This window comes from Clostridium sp. BL-8, assembly GCF_002006495.1.
Lineage (GTDB): Bacteria > Bacillota > Clostridia > Clostridiales > Clostridiaceae > Clostridium.
In genome coordinates this window covers 26655-47973 of sequence record NZ_LZZL01000022.1, presented here as the reverse complement: position 1 = coordinate 47973, position 21319 = coordinate 26655, and the positions used below count along the sequence as shown (strand labels likewise).

Annotated in this window: 16 protein-coding genes and 1 pseudogene; 3 read left to right on the top strand and 14 right to left on the bottom strand. The window is 32.6% G+C overall.

Annotation, left to right across the window (positions count from 1 at the left end; all coding sequences use genetic code 11):
• The first annotated feature begins 350 nt into the window (after positions 1-350).
• Together CLOBL_RS09640 and ppsA are read left to right on the top strand one after the other, a co-directional pair.
• Complete coding sequence (locus CLOBL_RS09640) at positions 351-938, top strand: TetR/AcrR family transcriptional regulator (protein WP_179117716.1); 588 nt, start codon at positions 351-353, stop codon at positions 936-938.
• Between the two features lie 58 nt (positions 939-996).
• Positions 997-3621: a phosphoenolpyruvate synthase gene (gene ppsA / locus CLOBL_RS09635; RefSeq protein ID WP_077858824.1), complete on the top strand. Its 2625-nt coding sequence runs from the start codon at positions 997-999 to the stop codon at positions 3619-3621.
• Positions 3622-3985: 364 nt separating this feature from the next.
• On the opposite strand, the gene CLOBL_RS09630 is transcribed toward ppsA, so the two are convergent.
• The 4 genes from CLOBL_RS09630 to CLOBL_RS09615 form a co-directional block, all read right to left on the bottom strand.
• Positions 3986-5344, bottom strand: coding sequence for an MATE family efflux transporter (locus CLOBL_RS09630; RefSeq protein ID WP_077858823.1), 1359 nt, complete (start codon positions 5342-5344; stop codon positions 3986-3988).
• Between the two features lie 102 nt (positions 5345-5446).
• Positions 5447-6547 carry a Gfo/Idh/MocA family oxidoreductase gene (locus CLOBL_RS09625; protein WP_077858822.1) on the bottom strand — a complete coding sequence of 367 codons (1101 nt, stop codon included), beginning with the start codon at positions 6545-6547 and terminating at the stop codon, positions 5447-5449.
• Between the two features lie 357 nt (positions 6548-6904).
• Positions 6905-7894 carry an NADH:flavin oxidoreductase gene (locus CLOBL_RS09620; protein WP_077858821.1) on the bottom strand — a complete coding sequence of 330 codons (990 nt, stop codon included), beginning with the start codon at positions 7892-7894 and terminating at the stop codon, positions 6905-6907.
• 39 nt (positions 7895-7933) lie between these two features.
• On the bottom strand, positions 7934-8413 hold the full coding sequence (locus tag CLOBL_RS09615; RefSeq protein ID WP_077858820.1) for a flavodoxin domain-containing protein: 480 nt from the start codon (positions 8411-8413) through the stop codon (positions 7934-7936).
• 159 nt (positions 8414-8572) lie between these two features.
• Here CLOBL_RS09615 and CLOBL_RS09610 point away from each other — a divergent pair, with 159 nt between their 5' ends.
• On the top strand, positions 8573-9250 hold the full coding sequence (locus CLOBL_RS09610) for a TetR/AcrR family transcriptional regulator (RefSeq protein WP_077858819.1): 678 nt from the start codon (positions 8573-8575) through the stop codon (positions 9248-9250).
• Positions 9251-9478: 228 nt separating this feature from the next.
• Here the strand turns inward: CLOBL_RS09610 and CLOBL_RS09605 are convergent, their stop codons facing one another.
• The 10 genes and pseudogenes from CLOBL_RS09605 to CLOBL_RS09560 all read right to left on the bottom strand — a co-directional run bounded on the left by CLOBL_RS09605 (position 9479) and on the right by CLOBL_RS09560 (position 21300).
• Entirely contained in the window at positions 9479-9961 is a 483-nt protein-coding gene (locus CLOBL_RS09605) for a DUF3795 domain-containing protein (protein WP_242953806.1), read from the bottom strand.
• A gap of 137 nt (positions 9962-10098) precedes the next feature.
• A complete protein-coding gene (locus tag CLOBL_RS09600; protein WP_077858817.1) occupies positions 10099-11181 on the bottom strand; it encodes an alpha/beta hydrolase-fold protein in 1083 nt (360 codons plus the stop codon).
• A 48-nt stretch (positions 11182-11229) separates the two neighbouring features.
• Positions 11230-12738, bottom strand: coding sequence for a glycosyl hydrolase (locus tag CLOBL_RS09595; protein ID WP_077858816.1), 1509 nt, complete (start codon positions 12736-12738; stop codon positions 11230-11232).
• A gap of 24 nt (positions 12739-12762) precedes the next feature.
• Positions 12763-14313: a glycoside hydrolase family 43 protein gene (locus CLOBL_RS09590; protein ID WP_077858815.1), complete on the bottom strand. Its 1551-nt coding sequence runs from the start codon at positions 14311-14313 to the stop codon at positions 12763-12765.
• Between the two features lie 12 nt (positions 14314-14325).
• Complete coding sequence (locus CLOBL_RS09585; RefSeq protein ID WP_077858814.1) at positions 14326-15450, bottom strand: glycosyl hydrolase family 8; 1125 nt, start codon at positions 15448-15450, stop codon at positions 14326-14328.
• A 52-nt stretch (positions 15451-15502) separates the two neighbouring features.
• Positions 15503-16399: a carbohydrate ABC transporter permease gene (locus CLOBL_RS09580; protein WP_077858813.1), complete on the bottom strand. Its 897-nt coding sequence runs from the start codon at positions 16397-16399 to the stop codon at positions 15503-15505.
• Between the two features lie 15 nt (positions 16400-16414).
• The gene (locus tag CLOBL_RS09575; RefSeq protein WP_009169315.1) at positions 16415-17374 is read right to left on the bottom strand and encodes an ABC transporter permease subunit; all 960 of its coding nucleotides are present in this window, start codon (positions 17372-17374) and stop codon (positions 16415-16417) included.
• An 81-nt stretch (positions 17375-17455) separates the two neighbouring features.
• The gene (locus CLOBL_RS09570) at positions 17456-19123 is read right to left on the bottom strand and encodes a sugar ABC transporter substrate-binding protein (protein WP_077858812.1); all 1668 of its coding nucleotides are present in this window, start codon (positions 19121-19123) and stop codon (positions 17456-17458) included.
• Positions 19124-19277: 154 nt separating this feature from the next.
• Positions 19278-19463 (bottom strand): annotated as a pseudogene (locus CLOBL_RS09565) (hypothetical protein); the annotation flags it as partial.
• Positions 19464-19485: 22 nt separating this feature from the next.
• Positions 19486-21300, bottom strand: coding sequence for a family 43 glycosylhydrolase (locus CLOBL_RS09560; RefSeq protein WP_077858811.1), 1815 nt, complete (start codon positions 21298-21300; stop codon positions 19486-19488).
• Positions 21301-21319: the final 19 nt, after the last annotated feature.

Here is a 21319-nt window from a genome sequence, read left to right as displayed (position 1 = left end):
AAGAATCCAAAGCTTGTACATTTTTAGTCAATTTAGTTTTAATAACGTTTTCAGTTTTACGTTAAACCTATTATAGCATCTATAGTAAATAGTGTCAATATATGGTTACCCATCTTCATGGTATTTTTTTAATAATTGATTACTTGTATGAATCAAATCAACAATTAAATACTTCTAAAAATTATATTTTATAAATAGTTCTAATAACTTCAACTAGTATCACTAGTTAAGTTACGCCCTATAATTCTTATTTCTCTGTTTGATATTTTTAAAAATGACAACTTTGTCATGTGACATACTTGTCATATGAAATAATTTATGCTATGATGTCTTCAAGAGGAGATGATATTGTGCCAAAAGATACTTTTAGAAATTTAAATGAAGATAAAAAGCAAAGAATTTTTAATGCAGCTGTACAGGAATTTTCTACTTGTTCTTTCAGTGATGCATCTATTAATCAGATTATTAAAACAGCAGGAATACCCCGTGGAAGTTTTTATCAATACTTTAATGATAAAGAAGACCTCTACTTATATATGATAGAAGAAATTTCAAATCAAAAGAAAAAGCTTATCCCTGAAAGAGTTTCAAATCCAGATGATGAGTTTTTTGAAACTTTTATACAAAAAACTAAAGAGTCACTTGAATTAGGTAAAGCTAAACCTGAATACACCAAGATAGGCATGCTCATGCAAATGGATAACTCTGAATTTATTGCTAAATTTCGTACTGCTTCCATTGAAAAGTATAGAAAACAACTAAAACATAATAAGGAATGCGGGCTTATAAGGCAGGAAGTTAATACTGATATAGTTTTGGATATGCTTTTCTCATATACCTTAGAGGAATATTTCAAAAGTGGCTTTGATGAAAATGAGTATTTAAAGAAGGTTATCGATGCCATTAATATAATTAAAGAAGGAATCAAAAATAAATAAGAACTAATAATAAAATTATCCAATTGCTTTATTCATTGAATTAAGGAGGAAAATAACTATGAATCCATATGTACTTGGTTTTCAAGATATTGATAAAACAAAACTAGCAATTGTTGGAGGTAAAGGCTCTAACCTCGGTGAGTTATCTAGAATTGATGGAATAATTGTACCAGAAGGTTTTTGTGTTACCACTGAAGCCTATAAAAAAATAATTGGAAATAGTAATGAATTTAATTCATTACTAAATGAATTATCCCTTTTAAATGCTAGTGATATAGAAAAAATCAGTGAAATAAGCGGAAAGATTCGTAAGGCCATTGAAGATATGATAATTCCAAAGGACATTGATGATGAAATAACCTTTCACCTTTCAAAACTTGGCGAAAGAAATGCTTATGCTGTACGTTCTAGTGCTACAGCAGAGGATTTGCCAACAGCCTCATTTGCAGGGCAACAAGATACGTATTTAAATATTATGAGAAAACCTTCTATTCTTAAGCATATAAGTAAGTGCTGGGCATCACTGTTTACAGATAGAGCCGTAATCTACCGTATGCAAAATGACTTTGACCATAGCAAGGTTCAGTTATCTGTAGTTATTCAAAAAATGGTGTTTCCTCAAGCTGCAGGAATTATGTTTACAGCTGATCCTATTACATCTAATAGAAAGATAGTATCTATTGATGCCAGCTTTGGACTTGGTGAAGCTTTAGTTTCAGGACTTGTGAATTCTGATATTTATAAAGTGCAGGAAAATAAAATTATTGATAAAAAGATATCTTCTAAAAAACTTGCAATTTATGCATTAAAAGAAGGCGGTACTGAAGAAAGAGAAATTACAGGTGAGCGTCAAAATATGCAGACACTGACAGATGATCAAATTTTACAGCTTAGTAATATGGGTAGAAAGATTGAGTCCTATTTCGGTCGTCCACAGGATATTGAATGGTGCCTTTATGATGGTAATTTCTATGTTGTTCAAAGTCGTCCAATTACTACTTTATATCCTACACCACAAGTTAATGATAATAAAAACCATGTTTATTTATCCTTTGCTCATAGGCAAATGATGACAGAGGCCATGAGACCATTAGGTTTAAGTTTCTTCCAAATATTCTTTAAGCAATTTGGAATACAAACAAATATGCCCGTGATAGGCGGAAGATTGTATATGGATATATCCCATGATCTTGCTTCGCCAATAGCAAGAAAGCTTTTTATCAGTGGTTTAGACAAGGTAGATGTTTTGATGAAGAGTGCACTTATAAATCTTCAAAAACGAAAAGAATTCCTTAAATCGCTTCCTAAAGGAAAGACATCTTTGAATGTAGAAGGAGGTGTCCTATCTTTTGGAATTCAGATGATAAAAGAATATCTCAGAAATGATCCAGCTTTTGTTGAAAAATCTGTAGCTGAAAATCAAGCACTGCTTAGGAATAAAGAAAAAATATTTTCTTCTATTTCTGGAGAGGAGCTCTTTGATTTCATTGTAAAGGACATGAAGGATATAAAGGCTGCTATGTTTAAAGTCTATGGAGCTTATTTTGCAGGATCTTATGCCTCTAACTCGATAAACAAAAATATGAAGAAATGGCTTGATGAAAAAAGTGTAGCAGATACCCTCGCTCAATCTGTATCAAACAACGTTACTTCCGAAATGGGATTAGAGCTCCTTGATGTAGCAGATGTAATAAGACAGTATCCAGCTGTAATTAAATATCTTGAGAATGCAAAAAGAGAAACTTTCTTTGAAGATTTAAGTAAAGTAGATGGAGGTAATATTGTCAGCGACTCTATTCACAGTTATCTTAAAAAATATGGTATGCGCTGCTCTGGAGAAATTGATATTACCAGAACAAGATGGAACGAAGACCCAATGCTTCTTGTTCCACTAATACTAAGCAATATAAAGAATTTTGAACCTAATGCCCACAGTGCTAAATTTGACCAAGGACTTCTTGAAGCTAAACAAAAAGAAGCTGAAATATTAAGCCGCTTGAAGCAGCTGCCTGGTGGTAATAGGAAATTAAAAAAGACAAAGAAAGTCATAAGTGTTTTACGTAATTTTGCTGGCTATAGAGAGTACAATAAATATCTTTTAATCTGTTATTTCTGGATTGTAAAACAGGCATTACTCAAAGAAGCCGAAACCTTAAAACAAGATGATGTAATCAAAGACATAGATGATATATATTATCTAACCTTTGATGAACTTAAAGAAGCAGTTAAAACAAAACATGTTGACTACGGCATCATAAATAAGCGGAAAGAAGAATATGAAATTTATAAGAAATTGACACCACCTCGTATAATGACTTCTGATGGAGAAATAATTTCAGGCGAATACGATACAGGCAATATGCCAAAAGGAGCAATAGCTGGAACCCCTGTTTCTTCTGGTATTGTTGAAGGGCGAGCTAGAGTTATTTTAAATATGAATGAAGCAAAAATAGAAGAAGGTGATATTTTAATTACAAAATTCACCGATCCAAGCTGGACACCAATCTTTGTTCTTGTTAAGGGCTTGGTAACAGAAGTAGGTGGAATGATGACTCATGGTGCTGTTGTTGCAAGAGAATATGGCCTTCCAGCAGTGGCAGGTGTAGATGACGCTACTAAACTTATTAAGGATGGTCAAAGAATTAGAATAAATGGAACAGAAGGTTATATAGAAATCTTATAGACTAACCTAAAGGTAAAATTTTCTGTTTCAGTAGGAATAAAAAAGTACAACTATATAAGCGACCCAATCCGGGCCGCTTTCTTAAACTCTAAGACTGGAGGTACATACTCATGAAAAGAGAAAAGAAAATAGCTAATACAAATCTCATATTGTTATTACTTGGACGTATGATATCTGATACTGGAACAGGAATTCAATTGTTTTCTTTTTATACTCTCTCATAAAAATTAGTGACTCATTATAAGTGCTATACCTAACTCAGATAAACTAAAACAACCCACGAAAATCCAAACTTGAAATATTCGTGAGTTCCATTCTGGAGACTATATATAGTCTCCATCATTTATTTGGGTTATATATAGCTCTAAACAGCAACCTTAACCAATGATTTCTTCTTCCATTTCCCTTGCCTATAACGGATGACACTTGCTATAGCTGTTATAGTCCAAGTCAATCCGCTTGTGGTCCATACGCTCCAAACTCCCAAAAAAGGAATTATTGACAGGGCTCCTGAAAATCCCACTCTTCCTGCTACTTCCACAAAACCATTAATCATAGCATAAAATGCATCACCAGTACCATTTAGCAATCCTCTTGTAATATAAATCATTCCAAGAGGGAAATATGCACAGCTGGTAATCTTTATTGCACTAGCTCCAAGACTTATTACAGCTTCATCATTAACAAACACTTCCATGATAGCCCTTCCTCCAAGCTGAGCTGCTAAGAGTGCCAAGAGACTGAATCCGGCTACTATTAAAATGCTTTTATGATATCCCTTTTTAACTCTATCCAATTTATCAGCACCCATATTCTGCCCTGAAAAAGTGGACATTGCTGCACCTAAAGAATTGAAGGGTTGTTGTATGAGCTGCTCTACTCTGCTTGTAGCAGTGAAAGCTGCAACCGCTGTCTCTCCAAAGCCATTTACAACGCTCTGCAGCGCCACAAGAGATACGGCAATAGCTGAGTTCTGAATTGCAACTGGTACACCAATCTTTATACATTTAGTAATCATTAACTTATTTACTTTCCAGTGTTCCCTTTTTAATTTAAAATATGGGTTTTTAAGTACTGCAAAAACTATGCAGCCAGCAGCAGCACATGCCTGAGAAATAACTGTAGCAAAAGCTGTCCCAGGTACACCAAATCCAAATTTAAGAACCAAAATCAAATCCAAAACAACATTAATTGCGCAGGAAACAATTAAGAAAATTAGAGGTGTTCTTGAATCACCCAGAGCCCTAAGCATAGCCGCTATAGCATTATAAGCAGCCACAGCTATCATCCCTCCAGATGCTATTCTTAAAAAAGCTACAGAATCATTTAAAATTTCTGGTGGTGTATTCAAAAGCTGTAACACCTGACGTGCCAAAACAACTCCCAGTATACTCATAATTACTCCAGATATTCCAATTACATAAGTTGAATTAGCTATAGCTCTTTTTACTTGTTCTTCTTCCTTAGCACCAAAATATTGTGAAATAAGAATTCCTATTCCAACGGATAACCCTAAACATACAGAGAAAAAAAGAAAGCATAAGGAACCACAAGCTCCTACTGCCGCTAAAGCATTAGCACCTACATACTTTCCTACAACAATTGAATCAATTAAGTTATAAAACTGCTGGAATACGTTTCCAGCAAGCATTGGCAAAGTAAATTTTATAATGTGAGAAACTTCATTCCCTTCTGTCATATCATCTAAGTATTTTACTGACATAATTTAAAACTCTCCCTCTTTTGTCAACTTATATTCATAATGCCAAAATTATTCACATATTTATATCTTACACTATATACCTAATTATTCAATACAGCCTTTCTATACATATCCCTTGATTAATCCAACAGGAAGCTCCTTAGGCCTATTACACCTGCTTAATAAATCAACATACTGTTTCGTTCTAAAACTAATATAAAAGGCATGCATAATCTCAAGTACGTGATTAGCCAATTCCCCACTTACTCTTGGTTTTTCACCTGTTTGTATACAGTTTGCCATATCTGCAATTCCAATTCCTCTGCTATTTTCTATATACATATGAGTAAGAGAGACCTCTTTAAATTCATTTTCATGAGCTAGTTTAAGCCGTACAGGACCTCCAAATGTATTAGGATCAGGAACTATAAGAGTTCCAAGTGTACCGTAAATTTCAATACGTGGTAACGTACTGCTCCATATATCAAAACTTGTTATCATTGTAACAATTGCACTGTTTCTGAATTCAATAGTACCTGCTACATGAGTCGGTACTTTCACATCCATCACCTTACCAAACTTTTTATCACTTGTTATGGTTCTTTTAGAAAAAGAAGTTTTTGTCATTCCACAAACAGTTTTCGCTTCTCCTAACAATGATACCAGAGCCGTAAGATAATATGGCCCCATATCAAACATTGGTCCGCCGCCTTCTTCGTAATAGAACTCTGGATCTGGATGCCAGCTTTCATGTCCATGACAAGTCATAAAGGCTGTAGCTGCTACAGGCATGCCGATAATTCCATCATCTATAAGCTTTCTGCAAGTCTGAAGTCCTCCTCCCAAAAATGTATCTGGAGCACAGCAAAGCATAAGTTGCCTTTCCTTCGCAAGCTCTACAAGTTCCTTTCCTTGTTCTAGAGTAAGGGCTAATGGCTTTTCCACATATACATGTTTTCCTGCAAGTAGGGACTTCTTACATATTTCAAAGTGCATCTTAGGCACTGTTAAATTTAGTACTATTTGAATTTCTTGATTCTCGAGCAATTCTTCAGTTGTTAAAACATGAGGAATACTATATTTTTCTGCAGCTGCTCTTGCACTTTTTCCATTCAAACTAGAGCATGCATATACCTTGGTGTTCACAAAAACCTTCGTTAAATTTTCAAAATATATTGAGCTTATATTTCCACAACCTATAACTCCAATTTTTACTTTATCCATTTTATACACCTTCCTTTCTAATTAATACTTACAAAATTTTCTTACCAATTAGTATACTACACTTACTTAATGAATTATGCTGGCAATATATTAATCAAATATGGACATATATTGCAGTACAATCTATATTTATATATTCTAATAAGTGCTTGGAATATATAATTTTTTTACACAGCCTTATAATTTTGTTTTGCGAACTAAGTTTATATTTTACTTTCTTATACAAACAAAACAACCCACAACAATACATTTCTGCATTGTTGTGGGACTGATAATAAAAAAATACTACTCGAAAGTAATCTTACTTTGAATATCAAATAAATTTTAATTTATCTTTTAAAATACTTCTTTGAAATTTTATTTAACTTTTCTGCCTGGACATAATATGTGGTCCGTAAACCATTTACAATTATTTAAGTTTCCCCCACATCCAAAGCACCTATTTAAAGGTTCTCCATTAATCACATGATTAGCAAACTCAGGATCAGTAAGCATTCCTCTACCAATGGCAGCAAAATCTACAAAGTTATTTTCTATTAAAAATCGTACCTGTTCCTCTGTTTGAATTTCATTTACTGCTATAACTGGAATTCTCACTTCTTTCTTTATTTTACACCCGCTATATGTCATTGGACTGCATTTAAACTTTTCTGGAATAGCATGAGTTGGGGGATTCATTCCAAAAGAAATATGCAATAAATCAATACCAGCTTTTTCAAATATTTTAGCTACTTCAATCCCATCTTGGCTTTTAGGTAAATATTCACCCATTCGCACACCTATAATAAATTTTTCGTGAGTTTTTTCTCTAATTTCAGGTAGTAATTCAGTCAAAATTCTTGTTCGATTTATAGCTTCACCTCCATATTGATCTGTACGTTTATTATAAGATGAATCAATAAATTTACTTAAGGTAAAGCCATGTGCAAAATGATATTCAACACCATCAAAGCCTATTTCACAAGCAGAAATTGCTGCCTGCTTCATATCTGCCTGCATAGAATAAATTTCATCAGTTGACAGTTCATTAATATTCACATCACCGCAAGAAAGCTGAAGCATTATTGTCGTACCATATCCATGGCAATTGTCAACAATCTTTTTTAGAACTGCAGTATTTTCACTTGACCATAAATTTGTTGAATTTGCAGCGCCAAATACCCTTGTTCCTTGCATTATAATAAGGCCTGTACCACCTTTTGCACGTTCTGTATAATGTTCAATATGCTGCTTTCCATAAAAAGCATCATCATCTCCATGAAATGAAAAAGGAAGCATTGGAGCCATAACAATTCTGTTTTTTATAAGATTTCCACGAACAGCTATACTATCGTTTATTTTTGCCATTTTAATTACCTCCGTAAAATAAGAATAAATTTTATTGTATTACCCAAATAATTCTACAGCTCTTTTGGAAAACTTCTGAGCAAATACTTTTGCTTTATTAACTTGATATTCGTCTCCGTCCTTTATAAGTACTGCTCCAAAATGTGTAGGTACTTGTCTTACTCCACCAGAGTACACCATCATTCCTCTAACCAGCAAACAACCAATTAATGTAATTTCTGCAAAATCAGCACCACCACCGATAAAATTTTCAGTAATAAAAACTCCTCCTAATTTTTCATTTAAATTTATTGTTCTAGATGTATCTAAAAATTTCTTCATTTGCCACGAACATGTCCCGCAATATGTAGGAGCTCCAAATATAACGGCTGCAGATTCATTTATAAAGTTTTCGTCAATATTATTAATATTCATTGACTTCACTTCTATATCGCTATTTTCCTGAATAGTCCGAGCCATCATTTCAGCTACCTTTTCTGTATTTCCTGATTCGCTATGATATACAATTGATAATTTCATTAAATTGCCTCCTATTAATAAATTCTTTTTTATGGATTTAGTATATCATTTCATATAAACCAAGTAAACTATTTTCGTAAATTTAGTTTACTTGGTTTATATTCCTGCATTTATCTGATATACTTATTATGAACATATTGACCAAAAGAGGTGATTTGCTTGAATGAAAGAAACACTAATAGCTCACGTTATGAATGTGAAATGAATAAATTAAAATTAATAATGAAATTAGTGTATCCTATAAAAAAGAATGGACTAAGAACATTACGCTCAGATGATATAGCCAAGTATATGGATGTTTCAAAAGCTACTCTATATAAATATTTCTCATCAAAGGACGAAATAATTAAGGAACTAGTTCAATATTATATAACTCAATTATTGGAAATAAGCATTGATCACGTAAGTGATGCTCTCTCTTATGTTAAGGAATGGCAAAAAACATTTAAAGATAGCCTTTTATCAGCTAATTTTATATCTGAAGCATTTAAAAACGACTTAATGGAATCATATCCTGAACTTTTGCAAAAGATTAAAATTGCATCTCAAAAATATAGGCAAGAGTTAATTGTTTTTTACCAAAAAGGAATTAACTTTGGAGTATTTAATGATTTAAATCCTGCTATAGTAATTTTGCAAGATGAGGCATTTTTTAAAGATATGCTAAATCCATTATATTTAATGGATAATAATTTAACCATACGTACTGCTATAAATGATTATTATAATTGCAAAAAAGTTCAAGTCCTTAAAGATCAATATCATAAATTTAGTGATGCTGAGTGGAAAGAGCTTTCAGAATATCTAGTTCAAAAAGTATCATCAAGCATTATGTGAAATTAGATAAAAATTTTGTTTTTATAATAACTATATCTGTATAGCAATAAGATACCAGCAAGATACAAATTTTATATCCTGCTGATATCTAAATGATATTTCTATAACATCTGATTTCAAAAAATATTACTCTATCCCATAAAATTCTTCCTTCTTATATCCAATATAAGTATCAGTTTCATCATTTATGGGAATGATTTCCATAATGAATAGATTATAATTTTAGCTTTACCTATTATTTTTATATACCTTATAATGTGGCTTTTCACAATTCTTTTCCCAAAAAACTTCTATTCCTAAATTTTTAATTTCTAGATTACCTTGGAGCCACTGCAGATATACTTCTTCTTCAAAAATTTTCTGTGTTTTATCACAGGGAAATTCAGCACATTCACCGCAATAATCAATATCATGTTCTTTTGTGCAATCAAGAATAAAGCATTCCTTTATACTACATCCATGATGTTCTCTGGTGCGACATCCCGAGCATTTACCATTACTGTACTTTACCAACTCTTCTTGAAATATTTTAAATCGTTCAAGCTCATTTGAAGAATGCTTTTCATAAAATTCATAGATACCTTCCATATATTTTGATAATTGTTTTGCTACTCTAGAAATCATCCCATGTTCATAAGCACTACAGGTATGACACATTAAAGAACATGGAGCTATTTTTTCTAGCAATTCTTTTTTCTTCACATTCTTCATCCTCCTTATTATTAATCCTGCTAGGCTGAGTCACCAGAAATATATCTGTAATTAATTTTAATTGAGCATAATTATTAATGTTATTGCATGATGTATCATAAATTTCGCTAATTTATTCAAACTATATACATAATTATTTAATATAAATTAATTATTTTTCTAACAATATATGAATTTAAATTTCTTTTCCTTTTTCCAAAAGACAAATGAATAAAATTATATGCACCGTTATTCCATACGTTGAAATCATGGATACCTCCTTTGATAATTATCTCATAATAATTATCAATATTATCCCTGGCAATATCTTCAAGACCTTGAACCGCTTTCTCATATCCATATTTGCCTGCTATTTCATCAGCATCTCCACAGGTAATGTAAAGTAAATGTAACCTATATTCACTTGATGCTATATTAGCACCCAATATTTTACCATCACTTGATGTAGGCGCATTTGAAAAAGCACCTATATAAGCAAACAAATCTTTCATACCTTGCGCTAAAACAGTCTTATCAAGTTTATTATCCCAATCGCTCTTTGTTCCTGTATATACCGTTGAATCACACCTATAGCCACCAACAATCAAATTTAGTGCCTGCATTCCACCCATTGAAAGACCAGCGATGGCCCTATGCATTCGATTATATGCGATTCCTTTTAGCGACGTATCTTTTATATTTGCATACAAATTATAAGTAGCTTCAATGAAAGGCATCAAATCATATCTTAGCTCATAATCAAAATAATAGAAGCCAAGCATATTGATTTCTTCTGAATTAAATGAGCAGTCTGTCCAATCACATGTACTTCTACCCTCAGGAAATACCACAATCATTTTATATATATCACCATTTGCAATAAGATTATCAAATATGTTACATATAATAAAATTTCCATCAACCTTACCGTTGCTGTTTAACCATTCATAACGATTTCCACCTACTCCATGGAGTAGATACAATACATTATATTTCGTATCTTTATCATCTGGGTCATAACCTGCTGGCAAGTAAACATTACATTTCTTTATTATCATCTCTCCTTTAACAGTTTCTCTTCCAACTTCCTCTGAACTTATATTTTGATCCGTCACTAATTGTCGTGAAAAATTAATATAATTTCTCACACCATATGAAACTTCGGTTATAGTTCCTTGAAGCTCCTTCTTAACTGCTTTTTTATATTCATTAGGCACAGTTGTCACATCAATATTCTCCATGATTCATCCTGTATCCCTTCCTTTATTTTTACTTAATATAAAAAATTCTTATTCCATTCCATAAAATTCTTCTTTCTTATATCCAATATAAGTATCAGTTTGATCCTTTACAGGAATAACTTCTAGCATGCACAGATGATTACTTGAAATTTTCAATTCCATTTTGTAAACACCATCTTTTTCAAGTAATTTATAATCCATTTGAAGTGGTTCTGCTGAAGCTTGCAATATCTCTAATTGTTCTCTGTTTAGACTACGAGGCTTTCCAAGATTGCTCCAAGTCTGCATTGGATTTGCATGGACTCCTCCCACTTCCTTTTTAACTAAGATAGCCTGCTTTCCTATTGCAGGTAGTAATAGAACATAGGCCTCATCAGATGATTCTTTACTGCCTTGAAAGTCATTGAGGTTCCATCCGATAATTACATATTTGTCTTCATTTTTAGTAACAATCAAATTATCATCACGATAAAGCAGCTCTTTTCCAGCCCTAGAGAAAAATTCAAAAGCATAAAAGGTTGGTTTCTTTATGGAATTCATTGAAATCAACCCAAATCCCCCATGGAACACTGATTTAGGAACATCCATCTCCTCGAATACATCACTGAATGTCCAATAGGAATAAGAATCTGCATACTCTCCTATTTCACTTAGAATACGAGCAATATATGCTGCATGAAAATCCGTATCATGAACTGGGCAAATTGGAACATATGAGCTATTGAATTCCGTTATATGAAGCGGCATATCAGAAATACGTGGATAATCCCCCATAATTCTTCTAGTCTCTTTTAGTTCATCAATCATTTGTGATGGTTTATTCACAGTATGATATATATAATGCCCTCGCTTAGTTGGCTGATTGGCAGTATAACAATGACGGGTAATAAAGTCTAGCGGTGAATTCTTTTCAATGCAGTGCTCAAAAAATGATCTAAGCCATCTTTCTGTTTCGACACCACAGATTGCTGGTCCACCAACCTGTATTCGTGAATCAACCTTTTTAACGGCCTCTGCTGAATAATCATAAAGGATGAAATATTCTTCCATGGTACCTGCCCAAAATGAAACATTAGGTTCATTCCATACTTCAACTGGCCATGTAATTACTTCTTCCCTGCCATATCTCTCTATTAGATGATTTAATGTAGTCGTAATGAGTTCTGCCCATTTTTCGTGGGATATTGGTGGAGTCACATTTCCTTTCCAATAAAACACAGTCTTATCTCCAGTTTTGAGCTTTTCTGGCATAAATCCAAGCTCTAAAAATGGCCTGATGCCATTTTCAAGATAGGTATCTATTATTCTATCTAAATAGGTAAAATTATAAAACGGATATGTCTTCCCATCCATTTCACATTCACGATATATTCCAACATCATCACAAAATAATCCATGACCACGGATATACTTAAAATTTATGGACTGCTTAACTATTTTTAAATGGTCAATATATTCCTTTTGAAGAGCGAGCCCCATTCTGCCAGTGCCAACACAATATGTTACGTTATTTTTAAATGGTCTGCCTGAAGCTGGTATCTTAACATCTTTTAACATATTAAATCCTCCTCAATTTAGCTTTTACTTTGTTATAGGATTGTACTCAAACCAAAAGAAATCCGCATAATTATTAGTTTTTTCTCCATTTCCGCTTCCATACATCCCAATTGTACATCCCACAAATCCATCAGCCACTTCCGTACTTAAATTTGTGGTATCCAAATTTTTATATAATAACTTATGGTCAGCTCCATCGATTCCATAATAAAAAGATAATTTTTGTCCTTTACTTACTAATTTTAAATACAATCTATTTGAACTTATTTGAATTTCATTAATTAGAATATCTTCTCCATTACTACACTCTACGATTTGTAATACATCTTTCCCATATTTCCTTATATATTCATATCTAATATGATATTTATTATTTTGTACTATAGCTACTCCTGCACTTTCTTTTTCAGCCATAGGTTTAAATTCCATCATAGTAGATACAACATAATAATAATCTTTTTGCCTAATTCCAATGTAAGCTGGATTATCCAAATCCTTTAATGACTGCTCCTTTAAATATAGACGCAAACATCCTTCCCTCTCTGTAAGAGAATATAAATTTTCACTTGGATTTCTTAAAAACATCCAATTATTTTCTAATGTCTTTCCATAAAAATGATAACAACATTCTTTGGGCTCTATTTCATATTCTTCAAGTTCATGCTCCTGTTCTAATTGTAAAATGCCTGAACCAGGATTAACTACTGGCCAATCTTCTTCCCATATTACCTTTGCCAAAAATGTCTCTCTCCCAGTATTGCAATACCCATCACATGTTCTACTTGCGAGCATTACCATAAACCACTTATCATCTTGCGTTTTTACTAAATCTCCATGACCAACATTTTTTATTGGATATTTCATTCCTAAATGTCTATGCGTAAGAATTGGATTACGTGGATTTCCCTCGTATTCTCCGTAAATTGAAGTACTTCTGGCAATAGTAATACAATGTTCTGATGCAGTTCCTCCCTCTGCTATCATTAAATAATAATAATTATCCTTTTTATATACATGAGGGCCTTCAGGCCAAATTACATTTCTCATGGCACCTTTCCAAATTTTATGGCTATCTCCTACAAGACATAGATTGTTTAAATCCAATTCTTGAATCCAGATTTCCCAATCTCCATTGTAACGTACACCTTTCTGATTTGGTCTTGTGCCAACATAATATGCTCTTCCATCATCATCAAAAAATAAGCTTGGATCAATACCTTCCGCTCCTTCTAACACATAGGGATCAGACCATGGCCCTTCTGGTTTCTCTGCTTTAACAATAAAATTACCACCATGAGGAACATTTGTTGTTATTAAATAATATATTCCATCGTAATACCGTAATGTTGGCGCATATACTCCTTGTGAATGTTCTATGCCAGTTAAATTTAACTGCGATTTTCTATTAAATATATTTCCTATCTGTTCCCAGTTAGCTAAATCCCTGCTATGGAATATTGGAACTCCTGGGAAGTACGCAAATGTAGATGTAACTAAATAAAAGTCTTCTCCTACTGCACATATTGATGGATCTGAATAAAATCCTGATAAAATTGGATTTCTTATTTTACTCATACCTGTCTCCTCCTACATCCAAATTTTATAATTTCCGCTTAACGCTAAAAAAGCAAATAAATATAGACAATTATCATAATATCTTCTATTCCCAGTTCTTAGAGGCGTATTCCAAAGTAAATCAACGCATTCTTTCCTGTACTTCCCCTTACTGGCTAAGGAGGCCATTGCATTAGTTGCAATAATAGCTACTGGATGTAGCGCTTTTTCTTCAATGATAGTTCCATCAATTTCATACACCAAATCATTCTTTTCTTTAACTGTCTCACAGAAAAAGGTTTGAATCTTATCAGCACATTCACATTCCCAATCAGAAGCTTCAAACCATTCATAATCTAATCCTAAGTTTGCTGCTACCCTATATGCATCACTATAATATCTTTCATGCTTATTTTTATCATATGGCTTTCCATCATAATATGAATATTCAGCAGCTAAACCTGTAATAGGATGACAAGCCTTCTTTAGAAATTCCCTGCTAGCTTTTGCTGCTTCCTTCCAAAATTCACGATCTTCTTCATTGCTCCAAATAGAAAACAATTCATAAAAATGAGGCAAATGATATGATGGATCTGTAAAATTAACTCCTGGTACAAATTTTATTAATTTATTTTCCTTATCCCACATTGGTTCTCCATCTTCGTTTTCTCCTTTGTGTATGCATTCATGGAGAATATCTTTTGCTTCCTTTGAATAATTAAAAATCCCGTCTCCGTTGCCCCATCTATGCGAAGCAAAAAATAATGCCATAGCAAAATATTCTTCACCATCAGAGGCTGGTCCATATGAATTTTTTTCTCCATTAGGACTTACGGACCATGCAAAATAACCTTTATTTAAGCCTTTATCCATATACATATAGGTTTTCGTCCATTTCCATAGTCTATCAAACTCTTCCTTCATATTCCTTTGAACGCACATCATCATGGCATAAGACATTCCTTCTGTTCTTGCATCATTGTTTCCTGTATCCACGAAATATGCCATATCCTCCCCAAAGGGATGGTATAGTCTTTCATTATCATTTCCATAAAATATAGTATTGTAGATATTCTCTAATCTATTTTCAATATCACATGGAGCATATCCGCATTCCTTAAATACATTACTATACGAATTTGTTTTATAAGCACTCATTACAATTACTCCTCATATAATATAATTAAACATCTTAAATTCTTGTTAATTTTTATTCTTTTACCCCACCAATAGTAAGACCTGAAATGAAGTATTTTTGTAAGAATGGATAAATGAAAACAATTGGTAATGCTGTTACAATTGTAATAGCTGAACGAATAGATTGTGATGTTACAATACTTCCAGAATTTTTTGCTATATCAGCAGTACCAGCCCCCCCTTGTTGTGTTGCAGCAGATAAAACCTTCATAAGTTCATATTGAAGGGTTGTTAAAGATGGACTCTGTGCACAATAAAGCATAGAATCAAACCAAGAGTTCCATTGTCCAACTGCAATAAACAGTGCAATTGTTGCAAGTGCAGGTTTACATAATGGTAAGATAATTTGAATAAAAATTCTAAACTCTCCTGCACCGTCAATTTTTGCAGATTCAACTAAGCTATCTGGCAAGCCATTCATATAAGTTCTTAAAACAATCATATTAAATGCAGCAACTAAGCCTGGTAAAATGTATACCAAAAAATTATTTGTTAAGTGTAAATCTTTCATTAATACATAGGTTGGAATCATTCCACCATTAACATACATTGTTAACACATATACTATTGAAAGCTGCTTTTTAAATATAAATTTTTTTCTACTTAAAACATATGCGAGCATTGCTGTTAAAAACACTTGTACTACTGTAGCAATTACGGTTCTTGAAACCGATATAAATGCTGCTTGTGTTAAGTTAGGGTTGTGAAATACTGTTTTATAGTTTTGAAGAGAAAATACTCTTGGCCATATATAAATACCACCTCTTACTGAATCAACACCATCATTGAATGAAATAGCTAATGTATTTAATATTGGATATAGAGTTACAACCACAAATATTGCCATAAATATTCCTATAATAGTGTCCCATATCTTATCATGTCTGCTTCTTTTTTTAGTCCCTACCATTTAAATTCTCCTCCTTTAGAATAGCCTTTCTTCTCCAACTGATTTTGCAAAACGGTTTGCTATAAATATTAAGATTATACTTATTACACTTTTAAATATACCTGCTGCTGTAGCCAAGGAGTAATTACTTAAACTAATACCGTATTTCAAAACAAAAATATCTATTGTTTGAGATACATCTAGAATAAGACCATTTCCAAGTATATATTGAATTTCAAAACCTGCATTTACAACATTTCCAAGATTCATAATAAGTAATATAATTATTGTTGGCTTAATACCTGGCAATGTAACATGTAACATCTTTTTAAATCTTCCTGCTCCATCTATCTCCGCTGCTTCATATAAATCCGGATTAATAGCTGTGATCGCTGAAAGATAAATAATACTTCCCCATCCAACTTCTTTCCAAACATTAGTTAATCCAACAATTCCCCAAAAGTATTTGGGATTTGCAAAGAAATTAATAGGTTGACTTATTACATGTAATCCCATTAATATTTGGTTTATAATGCCTGGATCTGGTGAAAGAATCATTTGTACAAGACCTGTTACGATTATCCATGAAAGAAAGTGTGGAAGATAAGATACTGTTTGTACAAATTTCTTAGCCAAAACTCTTCTTACTTCATTTAGCAATAATGCAAAGCCAATTGAACAAATAAAACTCAAGGCTAAATTAATTATGGCCATACATAACGTATTTCTTAAAACATTTAAAAAACTTGGATCTTTGAATAAAATTTTAAATTGGTCAAAACCACACCAAGTCTGATCAAAGATGCCTTTTGCTGGTTTATACTTTTGAAATGCCATTACCCACCCAATAAGAGGCGCATAACAAAATACTGCAACCCATATTACAAATGGAATAGACATAATAATTAGAGTTTTCTGCTTCTTCATTTGTTCGAATATATTCTTTTTTGTTTTTATTTCTACATGTAATTTCGGATCTTTTACTCCTAATTCCATAATAACTCTCCCTTTTCTTATTTTTCTTATATTTTTTAATAATAGGGTATCTAAAAAGATACCCTATTTGTTATATACTATTTAGTTCTTGAATTTTTCTACTCTTCTCTTTACCTCTTTAGTAAGAGCATCTTCATATGCCTTTATATCTGCTTGAGTTGTTAATGTTGTTTGATACTCATTCCATGTTGAGTCAAAATCACTTGTGCTACACATAACAACCTTTGGAAGCCATTTCTTTTTAATATCATCCATTTTTATCATTGCCATATTTTGTGGATCATCCGCAGACCAACCACCAGTTGCTGAATAAATTGGATACCAAGGTTCATTCTTTTCAGGTGGAACATTGAGGAAGTCAGTCCATTTCTTATAACCATACCCATTCAAAACCTTCTTATCATCATCTGATAAAGTGGCTTCAAATTCACCTTGTTGTTGTTCTGGCCATATACAATTAATGCCATCATCTAAATAACCTGTAGCATATTGAGGGAAATAAGAGTATCTGCATTGATTAGCCTGCATCCAATCTTGATTTCTATAATTTTCTCTCTGTTCATCTGTCATATAAAATACACCTTTATCATCTACTTTATAATCTTTATCCTTTTCTCCCCACCATCTTAATGCTAATACATCATTAGATAATAAATCATTTATAACTTTTAATGCTCCATCTACATCTTTACAGCTAGTTGTAATTCCAAGTCCACTTCCAGTATTAAAGGCTGGTTGAGCTCTATATTGTGGTTTTACATTAGGATCAAGGGTCAAACCTAATGGCACCCAAGTTTTCTCATCCATATGCTGTTGCTTTAATGCTTTTTCTGCATCTTCAAATTCCCAATGCTGATCAATCATGCCTAAAACTCTACCTGTAGAAAGCTTTGATTTATATTGGTCATAAGATAATGTAAATGTTTCAGGATCTATAATTCCCTTATTATATTCTTCATTTAGCTTTTTAAAATATTTTTGTGCTTCTGGAATTGTATTATAGTTTTTAGCTGTAAGTGTTGCTTTATCTATAATTGCTTTTCCATCATTAGGATATCCAGCTACGAATTGAGGTGGATTTTCCAAACAGAAATATCTCCAATCATCACATAAAATATCAAAGCCTATGGTTGGTTGTCCATTTATTGTTGGATTTGCTGCTTTATATTTCTCAATCAAATCAAAATATTGATCAACAGTTTTTATTTGTGGATAATTAGCCCATTCTAAAACTGCTTTTTGAATCCAGAAAGCCTCATCATTGTGTTGTACTTGTGTATCTTTTCCTCTAGTCTTTCCAAACTGCTGTATATAATAAATATGCCCATCAGGCTTTCTTAATTTTTCCCATTCATCAGGTGTTAAATAGTTTTTAATATTAGGATATTTGTCTATCTTATCTTCCAATGGAATAAGTGCACCTGCATCTACTAGTGCTTGAGTTCCTTCTCCTCCCTCAATAAAATCTGGATATTCACCTCCTGCAATCATTACCCCAATTCTTTCTTTAGCTGTTTGTCCTGTAAGCCATTGTTCATTTACTTTAGCTCCTATTTTTTCAGCTATTACATTTTTCACTCTGTCATTATCAGGAATTTCCTTTCCTGCAACAGCAAAGAATGCTGTGAATTCCTTAATTTTTCCATTACTAGTACTTGTATCCTTTGTTTGATTACCACAACCTGCAAGAAGACTTAATGAGATAAATCCTGTTAAAAGCATACTAGTAATGAGTTTTGTTTTTTTCATTAAATTTCCCCCTATCATATTATTTAGATATTTATATTTTAATAATTATGAGCTTTATCTTGTAAACGTTTTGTTTACAAGATAAAGTTTATCATTTGTGCATACATCCAACAACCTAACAAATTATATAAAAAACATTAAAAATTATGCATTTCTACATATATTCCAACCAACAATAAATGCCGAAATAGTCATAAAGCCTGAAGTATTCTTCCATGGTTCCAGCCCAAAATGCAATATTAGGCTCATTCCATACTTCAATCGGCCATATGACTATTTCTTCTCTACCATATCTATCTATTAAATGATTTAATGTAGCTGTAATTAGTTTTGCCCACTTTTCATAGGATACAGGGCGTTAATCACCTTACAATAATATCCATAATCACATTTCTTAACTCTGGATTTAAATCCTTTTCTTCTGTTAAATCAAGCACTGGATAATTATCAATATCAAAATGAACACGACGAAGTCCAGAAGATCTAGGTCCATTAACTCCTGGTCTCGCATGATAAGCATTCCATACATTTCCATCTTCATCTGTAACATAAGAATTATGACCGGGACCGTATTCTCCTGGTGCACTTCTAGAAGTAAGTAGAGGATAATTTCCCTTTGTCCAATTAGCAGGATCTAACAAGTCTGCATTTTTATCTGCACATAGAATTCCTACAACATAAGTCGCATCTATCATTGCACTAGCAAAAGTTAAAAATACCTTTCCATCTCTTATCAAAGTAAATGGTCCTTCATCAACAAAAACATTGTTATTTGCCCAGCCATAATCTGGCTTAGAAATAACTACTGGATCACTTATTAGCTTCCATGGCTCCTTTGAATCAACTTTAGCAATATAAAGCCATGCCCCAAGATCCTCTGGTAAAAATTCACGTTGTGACCAAACTACATAATACTCTCCGTCTATTTCGAAATTTGTCATATCAAGAGAAATGGTTTTCCCTGCTTCACATAAATAATTTCCATCTTTCTTTACTACACGGTGTGGCCTAGACCAATCTTTTGCATTCATTGGATTTCCATCCTTTTTTAGCTTCATAACATGTGATTCTTCATAAAAAAACTCTCCTGAGGTTGCCCCATGGAAGATATATAAATCTCCTTCAACTATGTGAAATTCTGGTGCCCATAAAAGACCTTTAATATCCTCATACATATTAGAATCGATTATCAATTTTTCTTCAGCCTTTAATAAATCTGGTATGTTATCTGCTTCTCTCATATATAAGCTGTGATTTCCATCAGCATCATTTGTTGCAATAAAATAATACTTTCCCTTCCATTTTCCTATACATGGGTCCGCACGGTCAGTAGCAATAGGGAATTCATAATGATCTTGATGTACTTTACCAGTTATTCTATACTTTCCTGACTTATTCCAATCTATTTCCGATAAATTCCAATCTACATTCTTCATGGCTGTTGTTCCATCACTATAAATAGCAGTAGCCTTCACAACTTTTAGTTCTTTTTCTGATGTAATATTCACACTTTCAGGTACTTTTATTTCCACATTAGTAGGCACTATAAGTTTACAAATAAGGTGATGTGCCACTTCCATCGATACACTTATAACATTCCTTGGTACTACTCCCTCTATTTCTGTATTAACATTTTCTATAACAAAAGCTTCTGTCTTTTCAGGTATCGAAGCACTGTTTATATTCAATATATCAGCAGTAAAATTCTTATAATAATTCCCACTTTCGTCACTCCAACAAATTATATAAACTTTTTTATCCTCATCATACTGGCATTTAATATCACTTACATAAGTTTCTCCTTTTAAATCAATCAATCCAATTTCCTTATACTGCAAAAGATCTTCTGAAGTAAATAGAAGCACTCGCCCTTTACTCTGCTCATCATTGTTACCCTCTGCCTCTGTACGTATAGCAACAACACCAAAAGTACCATCTGCAAAATAAAAAATATATGGATTTTTCAAGCTTTTTGCATTAAGAGATCCATTATCATTTTCTGTTGCTTTAGCAAATAAAATTCCCGAATTATGATTTAACTCCTGAAATCCCACTCCATCTTCACTGTAAGCAAGATGCATACTATATGCTAATTTTTCAGAATAAATCAAATTTTCCTGTGGTTTTCTTGTATAACAAAGTACATATTTTAAATCTTCTTTCTCTTTATATATCATAAAATATTTCTTCCTTCCC